Raw genomic sequence first — 13,069 nt, 5'->3', positions numbered from 1 at the left:
CCAGATTAGAAAATTGGAGCCATCTCTCTCGCTACCAAACGAAGGGAGGTGGCCATACGAAGGTTGGTAGACCGGTTATCTGGCAACCCGGCGCGTCCAAGGACGCCCTGCGCATGACCACCATAAAACAGAGGACGAAAAGCCCCCTATATCAGGCTGCACCTGCGCCAGAAAACCGGGCTACCAAACCCGATCGCTGATTCCTCAACGACCCGGAAACGATAGAACCTGCCTTCCAAGCGCACAAGCCGGCGGATTCTGGCGCAGTCGTAGGCAATGGCGCAAGACAACGTAGCCTGTTCCAGAGCACTCCTACGTCCGGATAAACACCCCTTCATTTTGAGAGTGCGTTGCACTCAAGCGGGAGCAAGCTTCCTCGCCACGGGGTAAGTGCGCCTGTCCGGGTGGGATTCTTGGCAAGCAAACCCACCCCCCAATGTTTCCAAGCCGATCACAATTCACACGGCCGATCAAAATCCCGTTAGTCGCCACCCCCCGCCATGCATTAAAGTAACGCCCCCAGCCCCGGCGTTATCCGAACGCCTGGGCCACCCTTTCCAGGAACAGTCATCGATGGAACATCGTGAAGCGCTGCTGGCGCTGCGAACCTTTCTTTCTACGCAGATTCTCGGCCAGGAAAAACTCATCGAGCGCCTGCTCATCGCCTTGCTCGCCGATGGGCATATGCTGGTGGAAGGCGCGCCAGGGCTGGCGAAGACCAAGGCGATCAAGGAGCTGGCCGAGGGGATCGAAGCGCAGTTCCATCGCATACAGTTCACCCCCGACCTGTTGCCGGCCGACATCACGGGCACTGAGATCTATCGTCCGGAAACCGGCAGTTTCGTGTTCCAGCAAGGGCCGATCTTTCACAACCTGGTGCTGGCGGATGAAATTAACCGGGCCCCGGCCAAGGTCCAGTCCGCCTTGCTCGAAGCGATGGCCGAGCGGCAAGTCAGCGTCGGGCGCAGCACCTATGAACTGTCGCCGCTGTTCCTGGTAATGGCGACACAGAACCCGATCGAGCAGGAAGGCACCTACCCCCTGCCCGAAGCCCAACTCGACCGATTCCTGATGCACGTCAAGATGGGTTTCCCCGACGCTGCGGTGGAACGCCGCATCCTGCAACAGGCCCGAGGCGAGGCACTGAACGGCGAGACCAAGCCGGAGCGGCGCGTCAGCCAGCAGGCGATCTTTTCGGCGCGCAAGGAAATCCTCGGGTTGTACATGGCCGATGCTGTGGAGGAATACCTGGTGCAACTGATCATGGCCACCCGCAACCCGGCCAAGTTCGATCCGGAAATGGCCGAGTGGATCGCCTACGGCGCCAGCCCACGGGGCTCGATTGCCCTGGATCGCTGCGCCCGCGCCCACGCCTGGCTGGCCGGGCGCGACTTCGTCAGCCCGGAGGACATCCAGGCCGTGCTGTTCGACGTGCTGCGCCATCGCATCATCCTGTCGTTCGAGGCCGAAGCCGCCGGCATCGATCAGGACCGGGTCGTGCAGCGGATTCTCGACGTCGTCGCCGTCGCTTGAGTATCGACAATGAATAACCCACTGGCGCCCGTCCCGGGCATCCGCGTCAGCCTTTCGGAGCTGATCGAGATGCGCCATCGCGTGCGCGAAGTGCAGTTGTTCTCCACGCCTGGCCAGCGCAGCCCACTGATTGGCCTGCACCATTCCAAGCTGCGCGGGCGCGGGGTGGATTTCGATCAGGTGCGGGTCTACCAGGCCGGCGATGACGTGCGCACCATCGACTGGCGGGTCACCGCGCGGACCCAGGAACCCCACACCAAACTGTTCCACGAAGAACGCGAGCGGCCGATATTCATCATGATCGAGCAGAGCCACCGCCTGTTCTTTGGCTCCGGGCTGATTTTCAAGTCGGTGCTGGCCGCTCGGGCCGCAAGCCTGATCGGCTGGGCCGCGCTGGGGCACAACGACCGGGTTGGCGGACTGGTGTTCGGCAACAACGCCCATTACGAAGTCAAACCACGGCGCAGCAAGCAGAGCCTGTTGCAATTGCTCAACCGTCTGGTCCGGGTCAATCAGTCCCTCCAGCCCGACGGCGAGTCGGACCGCGACTCCTTCGGCGTTGCCTTGCGCCGGGCCCGGGAGGTGCTGCGCCCCGGCAGCCTGGCGATCATTATTTGCGACGAGCGCGCCTTGTCCGACAGCGCCGAGCAGCAGCTGACCCTTCTCTCGCGCCATTGCGACCTGCTGCTGTTGCCATTGTCCGACCCGCTGGATCACGCCCTCCCCGCTGCCGGATTGCTGCGTTTTGCCCAGGGCGGCGAGCAACTGGAACTCGACACGCTGAACCTGGAGTTACGCCAGACCTATCGCGCCAAGGCCGAAGCACGGCTGGAGCGCTGGGAGATGTTGGCCCAGAAGCTGCGGATCCTGATGCTCCCCTTGAGCACTCAAGGCGACATGGTCGAACAACTGCGTGAATACCTGAATCCCAAGCGCCCGGGGAAAGCCCGATGAGCAGCCTGGATCAGTTGCAGCCACTGATGGCCCCGCCTCCCATCGGATTCTGGCCGCCCGCGCCGGGCTGGTGGCTGTTGCTGTTGTTACTGCCGATGCTGGGCCTGGGCTTGTGGCAGTTACGCCGATTCATCCCCATCAAACGCAGCAGCGCCCGGGCCGAACAACCGCTGGACCCGGTGCGCCTGGCCGCACTGGCCGAGCTCGCGCTGCTGCCCAAGCCCTACGACGGCGCACCGGCCGGCGCCTGGTTGCAACAACTCAACGGGCTGCTCAAGCGCTTGTGCCGCAATCACTATCCGTACAGCCAGAGCCACACACTCAATGGGCGCAAATGGCTGGCCTTCCTCGATAACCGCTGCCCGGCCGCCGGCCTGACCCGATGGATGATTCTCGTGGAGGGCGCCTACAAACCCGAATGCAAGCTCGATGACAAAGCCATCGCCGGCCTGACCCAAGCCGTCGAAATCTGGATTCGCAAACATGTTTGAATTCGCCTGGCCGTGGATCTTCGTCCTCTTGCCGCTGCCCTGGCTGATGCGCCTGGTGCTGCCGGCTGCAGACAGTGGCGAGCCGGCGCTCAAGGTCAGCTTCCTCGATGAACTCGAAGGGTTGGTGGGCCGCCGGGCCCGGGCCAATCTACCGACGTGGCGCCAGCAGGCCCCCTTCATCCTGCTTTGGCTCCTGTTGTTGATCGCCGCCGCCCGCCCGCAGTGGCTGGGCGAGCCGTTGCCGATCGCCGCGAGCGGTCGCGACCTGCTGGTGGCGGTGGATGTGTCGGGGTCGATGGACTTTCCCGACATGCAATGGAAGGACGAAGACGTCAGCCGTCTGGCGTTGGTCCAGCGCACGCTCGGCGATTTCCTCGAAAGCCGCGAAGGTGACCGGGTCGGCCTGATTCTGTTTGGCACTCAGGCGTATCTGCAAGCGCCCCTGACGTTCGATCGCCACACCGTGCGGCGCTGGCTCGACGAAGCGCGCGTAGGCATCGCCGGCAAAAACACCGCCATTGGCGACGCCATCGGGCTGGCCCTCAAGCGCCTGCGTCAACGCCCGGCGCAGAGCCGAGTATTGATTCTGGTGACCGATGGCGCCAACAACGGCGGCGAGATCGACCCGCTGACCGCCGCGCGGTTGGCTGCCGATGAAAACGTGAAAATCTATCCGATCGGCGTGGGCGCCGATCCGGAACAAAGTGGCACCGCCGGGTTCCTGGGCGTCAACCCGAGCCTGGACCTCGACGAAGCGACACTCCGAGAAATCGCCCAGGTGACCGGCGGCCAGTATTTCCGGGCCGAGGACGGCGAGCAACTGCAGGCGATCAAGACAACGCTTGACCAGCTCGAACCGGTGTCCCAGCAACCGACCCAGGCCCGCCCGGCCCACGCGCTGTATCAGTGGCCGCTAGCCGTCGCACTGGTGTTGAGTATGTTGCTGGTGGCACGGGAGCGCTGGCCGGACAATCCATTGCAGCGCCTGTTCACCCAGCCGCTGTTTCAACCCGCGCACCCTTCCGAATGGCGCCAGCGGCTCAAGCGCCTGCGACTGCGGAGGCGCCGATGATCGCGCTCTGGCCGCACTGGCTGCGCCCCGGTTTCATCCTGCTGCTGCCCTTGCTGGGCTGGCTGCTCTGGCAACTGTGGCATCGGCAAAAACGCGTGGGCCGTTGGCAGATGATCCTGCCCCCGGCATTCCACGGGGTGCTGCTCAGCGGCGGCAGCGGAAGTGAAAGCAAACTGCCCTGGATTGCCCTGGGCCTGGGCTGGCTGCTGATGGTGCTGGCCTTGCTTGGCCCCAGCTGGACACGGGTCGAGCAGACAAGCCAGAAACCCGCCGATCCGCTGGTGATCATCCTCGAACTGACACCGGAAATGCTTGCCACCGACGTCCCGCCCACGCGTTTGGAACAAGCCCGTCGCAAAATACTGGACGTGCTGCACAACCGCAGCGACGCCCAGACCGCGATCATCGTCTACGCCGGCAGTGCCCACACCCTGGTGCCGCTGTCCGATGACCTGGCCACCAGCGCCAACCTGCTCGAAGCCCTGGCGCCACCAATCATGCCCCAAGGCGGCCACCGCGCCGACCTTGCCGTCAACAAGGCCATGGCCCTGCTGGACCAGGCCGGGCTCGGCCACGGGCGTATCCTGCTGATCGCTTCGTCGCTGAGCGAGCAGGAACGCATGGGCATTCGCCAGGTCCTGGACGGTTCCGCCACCCGCTTGCTGATGCTGGGCATTGGCACCCGCGAAGGCGCGCCGGTGGCCCAGGACGACGGCAGTTACCTCAAGGACGCCCAGGGCGCTATCCTCGTGCCGCGCCTGGACAGTCCGAGCCTCAAGTCCTTCGTCAATGAGCTGGACGGCCGTTACCGCGCCACGCATGTGGACGACAGCGACCTGCGCGGCCTGGGCCTGATGGACGCACCGCGCCAACTGCGCAGCGATGGCCAGACATTGCGCCTGGACACTTGGGCTGACCAGGGTTATTGGCTGCTTCTGCCGCTGTTGCTACTGGCGGCGTGCGCTGGGCGGCGCGGCTGGCTTTTCTGCCTGCCGCTGCTGTTCGTCTTGCCGCAAACGGGCCATGCCTTCGAATTCCAGGATTTGTGGTTGCGTCCCGACCAGCAAGGCCAGCACCTGCTCAAGCAAAAACGCCCGGCCGAGGCCGCCGCCCGTTTCGAGGACAGGCAATGGCAAGGCGTCGCCCTCTACGAAGCCGGCGAGTACAGCGAAGCGGCTCGGCGATTCGCCGAAGGCAACGACGCCCGCTCCCACTACAATCGCGGCAATGCACTGGCCCGCAGCGGTGAGCTGGAGGCGGCGATCGATGCCTATGAGCAGGCTTTGGAGTTGCAACCGGACCTGCGTCCGGCGCAGACCAACAAAGCCCTGGTGGAAAGCCTGCTCAAAGAACAGACTGCGCCACCGGACGAGCCCGAATCTGCCGAAAACCAGGAACCGCCTCCCTCGGAGCAACCGCAGGAGACCGACAGGCCGAGCCAGTCGTCCGAGCAGGGCCACCCCTCCTCCGAAGCGACAGCCACGCCGGACGACTCCGAGGCGTCCGAGGCCCCACCGCCCGGCGCCCAGGATGTGCCGGGCAGCGAGTTGCCCGACGAGCAGACCACCACCCCGCCGCTTCGCCCGGCCGCGGGTCAACGCAACGAAGAAGAACAACGCCAGGCGCTGGAACAATGGCTGCGCCAGATCCCGGACAACCCGGGAGAGCTGCTCAGGCGTAAATTCTGGTATGAACAGCAAAGCCACCAGGCCCAGGAAAAAGATCAATGACCCGCTTCACCGTCTACCTCCTCGCCTTGCTGCTCTGGACTGCCGGGATCCAGGCTGCGCAGTTGACTGCCAGCGTGGATCGCAGCCGCCTGAATTCGGGGGAGACCGTGGAACTGACGCTGGAATCCAACGACGCCACGCTGTTCGGCAAACCCGATCTGAGCCCGCTCCAGGAATTGTTCGACGTACGAGGCACCCGCCAGGTCAACCAACTGACCACCCTCGACGGCGAGAATCGCGCCACGACCCGTTGGATCGTCACACTGCTTCCCCGCCAGAGCGGCACCGTGGTGATCCCGGCCCTGAAATTGGGGGAAGTGACCAGCCAGCCGATCACGTTGCAGGTGATCGAAAGCGAAACCCGCAACGCTTCCGGCACCCTCGCACCGGTGTTCATCGAAGCCAGCCTCGACCAGGCCGAAGTGTACGTGCAGGCCCAGGCGATCCTGACCTTGCGCATCTACCATTCGGTGTCGCTCTACGATGACAGCAGCCTGACACCCTTGCACATCACCGATGCGCGCACCGAGCAACTGGGCGAATCGCGCACCTACGAGAAAGTCATCAATGACGTGCGCCACGGCGTTATCGAACTGCGTTATGGCATTTATCCGCAGCGCAGCGGCGAGCTGGCGGTCCCGGCCCAGACCTTCAGCGCCACGCTGGTCGAACCCACCGCTCAGGGCGGCGCATCGCCCGTCGCCAAGCCCGGCCAACTGATGCGCGTAAGCTCCACGCAGTTGCTGCTGACCGTCAAGCCAAAACCCGCCAGCTACCCGGCCGACCTTCCCTGGCTGCCGGCCCGCAGTTTGTCCTTGAGCGAAAGCTGGAGCCCGGAACCGACCCACAGCCAGGTCGGCGACTCATTGACCCGCAGCTTGACCCTGGAAGCGGAGGGTCTGACCAGCGCCCAATTGCCGCCACTGCCTGCTACCGAAATCAACGGCCTGCGCCGTTACCCCGACCAGCCGGTGCTGAGCAGCCGCAGCAGCGAACGTGGCCTGGTGGGCAGCCGCGAAGACCGCGAGGCACTGGTGCCCAACCGCAGCGGCACTATCGAGCTGCCGCCGGTTGAAGTGGTCTGGTGGAACACGCTGGAAGATCACCTGGACCGCACCAGCCTGCCCGCGCGCACGCTGCAAGTGGCGAATAATCCAAGCTTGATGGTCGACACGCCGGCGGGCACTGCGCAGATCGTCACGACCGTCGACAGCGAGACACTTTGGTATTGGCAGTTGAGCACGCTCATTCTGGCGTGTACGACGCTGCTCGGTTTCGGCCTGTGGTGGCGCGCCCGCTGGCAACCCGCCGTCCTGCGCTCGACCCAGGCCGGGCCAAGCCCGCGCACCCTGCTCGATGACCTCAAGCGTGCCTGCCTGGCCAACGACTCCCACGCTACTCGCCAGGCATTGGACGCCTGGGCTCGGCAGCAACCGGAAACCCTGGCCGACATGGCGGCGCGCTTCGTGCCGCTGTCCGATGCCCTCGACGGCTTGAACGGCGCCCTCTACAGCGAAACCGGCCAATATTGGCAAGGCGAAGACCTGTGGCGCGCCATCCGCGCCATTCCGCCGCTCGAGGGAACGCCGGACGCGGCGGGTGATTCCAGCTTGCCACCGCTTTATCCCAAATAGCCGGGATAGCACCGCTTTCTGTGGCGAGGGGATTTATCCCCTCGCCACAATTGGCTCAGCTGTAGTGCTCGCCAAGTTGAGCCGCCCCCTCCCCCGCGTTTCCCAGTAAACTCTGCATTTTTGCGCCGCCTCTCTTCCCGCGGCCATCGTCTGTTTTCTGGAGTCTGCCTTGCGTCTGTTTCACACCTCCGACTGGCATCTGGGGCAAAACCTCCACGGCCAGGATCGCGACTTCGAACACGCCTGTTTCCTTGATTGGCTGCTGCGTCAGCTGGCCAGCGAAAAACCCGACGTTCTATTGATCGCCGGCGACATTTTCGACACGGTCAACCCGCCCGTCAAAGCCCAGGAGCGTCTGTACGACTTCATCGTCAGCGCTCATGAACAAAACGCCAACCTGACCATCGTCATGATCGCGGGCAACCACGATTCCGGTTCGCGCATTGAATTGCCGGCGCCGCTGATGCGCCGCCTGCGCACCCATGCCCTGGGCCGCGTCCTGTGGCTGGACGATGGGCAGCTGGACGTCGAGCGCCTGCTGCTGCCGCTGCCCGACGCCAAGGGCAAGGTCCGGGCCTGGTGCCTGGCCCTGCCGTTCCTGCGGCCGGCCGAGGTCACGGGCGCGCAACTGGGGGATGATTATTTGCGCGGCATCGGCCAGGTCCACGAATGGCTGATTGCCGCCGCCAACGCCAAGCGCAAGAAGGGCCAGGCGCTGATTGCCGTCAGCCATGCACACATGGCCGGCGGCTCGGTATCGGAGGATTCCGAGCGCAGCCTGATTATCGGCAACGCCGAAGCCCTGCCAGCCAGCCTGTTCGGCCCAAGCATCACTTATGTCGCCCTCGGCCACTTGCACAAGCCACAAAAGGTCAACGGTGAAGAACGCATCCGCTACAGCGGATCGCCGATTCCGTTGTCGTTTTCCGAAATCGGCTACCGGCACCAGATTCTCGACATCGCCCTAAACGGCGAAACCCTGGTCAGCGTCGAACCACGGCTGATTCCCCGCGCCGTCAACTTGCAACGCCTGGGCCCGGCGCCCCTGGCCGACATCCTGGTGCAACTTAAGGACTTGCCGGACATCGACTTGCTGGCCGACATCCATCGCCAGCCCTGGCTGGAAGTCCGGGTGCGCCTCGATGAACCGCAGCCGGACCTGCGCAATCAGGTCGAAACCGCCCTGCAAGGCAAAGCCGTGCGACTGGTGCGGATCGCAGCCGAGTATGCCGGCAGCGGTGGCTCCGGCGATGCCGATGGAGGCGCGGCGCTGATTGAACTCGACCAGCTCAGCCCACAGGAACTGTTCAGCCGCGCCTGGCAGGACACCTACGGCAACCCAGTCGATGACCAGACCCTCAAGGACTTTGCCGTGCTGTTGCAGGATGTACAGATGGAGAGCGAACAGCCATGAAAATCCTCGCGATCCGTCTCAAGAACCTCGCCTCCCTGGCGGGGCCGTTCGAAATCGATTTCACCGCCGAACCCTTGGCCAGCGCCGGTCTGTTCGCCATCACCGGCCCCACGGGCGCCGGCAAGAGCACCTTGCTCGATGCCCTGTGCCTGGCGCTGTTCGGCGCGGTGCCACGGCTGAACAACACCGGTCGTGACGCCAAGGTGCCCGACGCCGACGGCGAAATCGGCACGGGCGATCCACGCACGCTGCTGCGTCGTGGGACCGGCGAGGGTTATGCCGAAGTGGATTTTCGCGGCATCGATGGTCGCCGCTACCGGGCTCGCTGGGAGGCCAATCGTGCCCGGGAAAAAGCCTCCGGCAAGCTGCAAGCCAGCCGCCAGAGCCTGCGTGACCTGGACAATGACCAACTGCTGGCCAGCCAGAAAGGCGAATACAAAGCGCAACTGGAAGCCGTCCTCGGTTTGAATTTCGAGCAGTTCACCCGTGCCGTGCTACTGGCCCAGAGCGAGTTCAGCGCCTTCCTCAAGGCTGACGACAACGACCGCAGCGAATTGCTGGAAAAGCTTACCGACACCGCGCTGTATACACGCCTCGGTCGTCGTGCCTTCGACAAAGCCAAGCAGGCCAAGGAAACCCACAAGCAATTGCAGGACCAGGCCACGGGCGTCACACCGCTATCGCCCGAAGCCCGCGCCGAGCTGGATCAGCACTTCAACGAAGCCCAGCAGCAACTCAAAACCCAACAGGCGCAGCTCAAGCAACTGGAGCAGCAACAAGCCTGGCTCAAGGACCTGCGCCATCTGCAGGACGAACAGGCCAGCGCCGCCGAGCAGTTGCAACGGGCCCAGGCCGATTGGGAGGCGCTGGCAGACGAACGCCTGAAACTGACGCGCCTGGAACAGCTGGCACCCCAGCGGCATCAGTTCATCCGTCAGGCGGAACTGGCCCGGCAGCTGGACCCGCTCGCGGCCAGGATCCAACAGCTGACGCAGCAACACGTCGAGTTGCATGAACGGCAGGCCGAACTGGAAAAAGGCCTCGGCATCGCGCAGCTGGCCGTGGCCGCCGCCCGCCAGCAGAGCACCGACAGCACGCCACTGCTGCGTCAGGCCTTCGACGAACAAAGCAGCCTTGCCCGCCTGGCCAGGGAGGCCGAGCAAGGCGCTGAACAGTTGCAGCAGGCCCAGCAGGCAAGCACCGACGGCCAGCGCACGATCGACACCTTGCTGGAACAACAGCAGCAGGTTGGCGAACGGCTTGAACGGATTGCCGGCGAACTGGAACAAAGCACAGACCTCGCAACACTGAGTGATGCATGGGGCGCCTACCGCGATCGCCTCCAGCAACTGATGCTGATCGGCAATCGACTGAACCAGGGCCAGGAAGAACTTGCGCTGCTGGAACAAACCGCCGCTCGTGCCGCCGAAGACCTCGCAACCCGCCGACAAAGTCTTGAGGTGCTCTACAAGGAGGCCGGTGCCGAACCGCAAGCCGTGGCCGAACAGATCCAACTGCTTGGCAACCTGCTGCAAGACAACCGCAAGCAGTTACGTGCATTCGAAGACCTGGCTCGGTTGTGGGCCAGCCAGCAGGATTTGGACAAGCGTGTCGCCGAACTGGAACAGCGCCAGCAGCAAGCCTTGCAGCAACGCGACCGACTGGTGCGTGAAGGCAGCGAAGCCAAGGCCGAGCTGGCGGTCGCCGAACAGACGCTGACCGTGACCCGCGAGCTGCTGGAACGCCAGCGCCTGGCCCGTAGCGAAAGCGTCGAGCAACTGCGCGAACAATTGCAGGACAACCAGCCCTGCCCGGTGTGTGGCAGTGTCGAACATCCCTACCACCAACCCGAAGCGCTGCTGCAAAGCCTCGGGCGCTTCGATGAAAGCGAACAGGCCAACGCTCGCAAGGCCGTCGACCTGCTCAATGAAAAAGTCATCGAACTGCGGGCCCAGTACAGCGGGGTCATTGCTCAGCTCAAGGAATTCAAGCAGCAGCAAGAACAACTCACCGACCAACACCGGAGCGTGGCGCCAAGCCTTGAAGCTCACCCGCTGTCGGCGCAGCTGCTGGCCCAGGATTCATCCAAGCGCGACAGCTGGCTGGCCCAGCAAACCGCACAGCTGAATCAACTCATCAGCCAGGACGAACATCGCCAGGCCGCCCTGCTTACGCTGCAACAGGACGCCGCCAAGCTGGCGCAGCAACTGCGCGATGCAGAAACAGCCAGCCAACAAGCCTCGCAGCACCTGAACAACCAGCTACAGGCACTGGCCCGGGATCGCCAGCGCCTGGACGAGGAGCTTGAGCACTTCAGCGCACTGTTGCCGGCCGACACGTTGCAGGCCCTGCGCAGCGAACCTGCCGCCACGTTCATGCAACTCGACCAGCGGATCAGCCAGCGCCTCGCGCAACAGGAACAGCAACGCGAAGAGCTCGCCGACCAAGTCCAGCGCCAGCAAGCCCTGGAGAAAGAACAGGATCGCCAGCAGATACGCACACAGCAACTGGAATCGGCGCAGCGCCAGTTCAGCGCGTTGAACGCGCAACGACAGGCGTGCGAGGAAAAGCTTCACCAACTGCTCGGTGTACACGCCAGCGCCGAACAATGGCAGCACCAAATCGACCTGGCCCTGGAACAGGCTCGCCATGCCGAGACGACGGCCAATCAACAATTGCAGGATCTGCGCAACAGCCTCGTGCAACTGGCTGCCGAACTCCAGGCACGCCATGAGCAGGCCCAATCCCTGGAGGCCGAACAGCAGGCGTTGGCCGCGGGTATCGCCCAGTGGCGCGCAGCTCATCCGGAACTGGACGACGCCGCGCTGGGCGGGTTGCTTGGTCTCGACGACCAACAGGTCGCTCACCTGCGGCAACGCTTGCTCAACAGCGAAAAAGCCATCGAGCAGGCCCGCGTATTGCTCACCGAACGGGAGCAGCGGCTGCAAAACCACCAGTCGCAACACAACGGCAACCTGCCGGCGGAACAATTGGCCGAAGCCCTCGCCACGCTTCACGGGCAGTTCGCGGCCAGCGAACAACGCTGCGCAGAGCTGCGTGCCGAACAGGCCGAGGACCAGCGCAGGCAGACTGCCAACCAGGCCCTGGCCCAACAAATCGAACGAGCCTACGCCGAGTACCAACGCTGGGCACGCCTGGACGCATTGATCGGGTCGGCCACTGGCGATCGCTTCCGCAAACTGGCCCAGGCGTACAACCTCGACTTGCTGGTCCACCACGCCAACGCCCAGTTGCGACAATTGGTTCGCCGCTACCGCCTCAAGCGCGGCGGCAGCATGCTCGGCCTGCTGGTGATGGATACCGAGATGGGCGATGAATTGCGCTCGGTGCATTCGTTGTCCGGCGGCGAAACCTTCCTTGTTTCCCTCGCCCTGGCACTGGGCCTGGCCTCGATGGCGTCCAACACGCTGAGAATCGAGTCGCTGTTCATCGACGAAGGCTTCGGCAGCCTCGACCCCGAGTCGCTGCAACTGGCGATGGACGCCTTGGATGGGTTGCAGGCCCAGGGGCGCAAGGTCGCGGTCATTTCCCACGTGCAGGAAATGCACGAGCGCATCCCGGTGCAAATCCAGGTCCGGCGCCAAGGCAACGGATTGAGCACGGTGGAGGTGAAATGAGCCGCGCCACGCTGTATTCGTTCCGCCGTTGCCCCTACGCCATGCGCGCCCGCATGGCGTTGCGCTACAGCGGTATCGCGCTGGACATCGTCGAAGTGAGCCTCAAGGCCAAACCACCGGAAATGCTCGCGCTGTCGAGCAAAGGCACGGTGCCGGTCTTGCATGCCGATGGACGGGTCATCGATGAAAGCCTCGACATCATGCACTGGGCCTTGGGCCTGCATGATCCGCAGGATTGGACATTGCTGAATGATCCCGACGGTCGTGCCCTGACGGCGACCTTGATCGAAGAAAACGACCAGGTTTTCAAGCTTCACCTCAACCGTTACAAATATCCGGAGCGCCATCCGGACCACTCGGCGCTGCATTACCGGAGCGAGGGTGAAGCGTTCCTGCGCAAGCTGGACGGATTGCTTGAAAACCGCCAGTTCCTGGCCGCGGATCACCTGAGCCTGGCGGACGTGGCGCTGATGCCGTTCGTGCGCCAGTTCGCCCATGTAGATCGCGAGTGGTTTGCCCAGTCGCCCTACCCTCGGCTTCGGAAATGGTTGCAGGGTTTACTGGATTCAGAGCTGTTTGTGACGATCATGGCCAAATAGGTAT

Annotated in this window: 9 protein-coding genes; all 9 read left to right on the top strand. The window is 63.8% G+C overall.

Features of this window, described 5'->3' with window-relative positions; translation table 11 throughout:
* Nucleotides 1–573 precede the first annotated feature (573 nt).
* The 9 genes from J3P92_RS11705 (at nt 574) to J3P92_RS11665 (ending at nt 13,065) form a co-directional block, all read left to right on the top strand.
* A complete protein-coding gene (locus J3P92_RS11705; protein WP_420766531.1) occupies nt 574–1,533 on the top strand; it encodes an AAA family ATPase in 960 nt (319 codons plus the stop codon).
* Nucleotides 1,534–1,542: 9 nt separating this feature from the next.
* Entirely contained in the window at nt 1,543–2,487 is a 945-nt protein-coding gene (locus J3P92_RS11700) for a DUF58 domain-containing protein (protein ID WP_420766532.1), read from the top strand.
* A complete protein-coding gene (locus tag J3P92_RS11695; protein WP_420766533.1) occupies nt 2,484–2,978 on the top strand; it encodes a DUF4381 domain-containing protein in 495 nt (164 codons plus the stop codon). Before J3P92_RS11700 ends, J3P92_RS11695 begins: the two co-directional genes overlap by 4 nt.
* The gene (locus J3P92_RS11690) at nt 2,971–4,050 is read left to right on the top strand and encodes a vWA domain-containing protein (RefSeq protein WP_420766534.1); all 1,080 of its coding nucleotides are present in this window, start codon (nt 2,971–2,973) and stop codon (nt 4,048–4,050) included. Before J3P92_RS11695 ends, J3P92_RS11690 begins: the two co-directional genes overlap by 8 nt.
* Entirely contained in the window at nt 4,047–5,780 is a 1,734-nt protein-coding gene (locus tag J3P92_RS11685; protein ID WP_434650860.1) for a tetratricopeptide repeat protein, read from the top strand. Before J3P92_RS11690 ends, J3P92_RS11685 begins: the two co-directional genes overlap by 4 nt.
* On the top strand, nt 5,777–7,414 hold the full coding sequence (locus tag J3P92_RS11680; RefSeq protein ID WP_434650858.1) for a BatD family protein: 1,638 nt from the start codon (nt 5,777–5,779) through the stop codon (nt 7,412–7,414). Before J3P92_RS11685 ends, J3P92_RS11680 begins: the two co-directional genes overlap by 4 nt.
* 169 nt (nt 7,415–7,583) lie before the next feature.
* Nucleotides 7,584–8,828: an exonuclease SbcCD subunit D C-terminal domain-containing protein gene (locus J3P92_RS11675; RefSeq protein WP_434611130.1), complete on the top strand. Its 1,245-nt coding sequence runs from the start codon at nt 7,584–7,586 to the stop codon at nt 8,826–8,828.
* Nucleotides 8,825–12,466, top strand: a complete 3,642-nt coding sequence (locus J3P92_RS11670; RefSeq protein ID WP_434650857.1) for an AAA family ATPase — start codon at nt 8,825–8,827, stop codon at nt 12,464–12,466. Before J3P92_RS11675 ends, J3P92_RS11670 begins: the two co-directional genes overlap by 4 nt.
* The gene (locus J3P92_RS11665; RefSeq protein WP_434650855.1) at nt 12,463–13,065 is read left to right on the top strand and encodes a glutathione S-transferase; all 603 of its coding nucleotides are present in this window, start codon (nt 12,463–12,465) and stop codon (nt 13,063–13,065) included. Before J3P92_RS11670 ends, J3P92_RS11665 begins: the two co-directional genes overlap by 4 nt.
* Nucleotides 13,066–13,069 lie beyond the last annotated feature (4 nt).

The sequence above is a fragment of the Pseudomonas sp. D3-27 genome, from assembly GCF_051132165.1.
Taxonomy (GTDB): domain Bacteria; phylum Pseudomonadota; class Gammaproteobacteria; order Pseudomonadales; family Pseudomonadaceae; genus Aquipseudomonas.
This window is presented reverse-complemented; position numbering and strand designations above follow the sequence as displayed.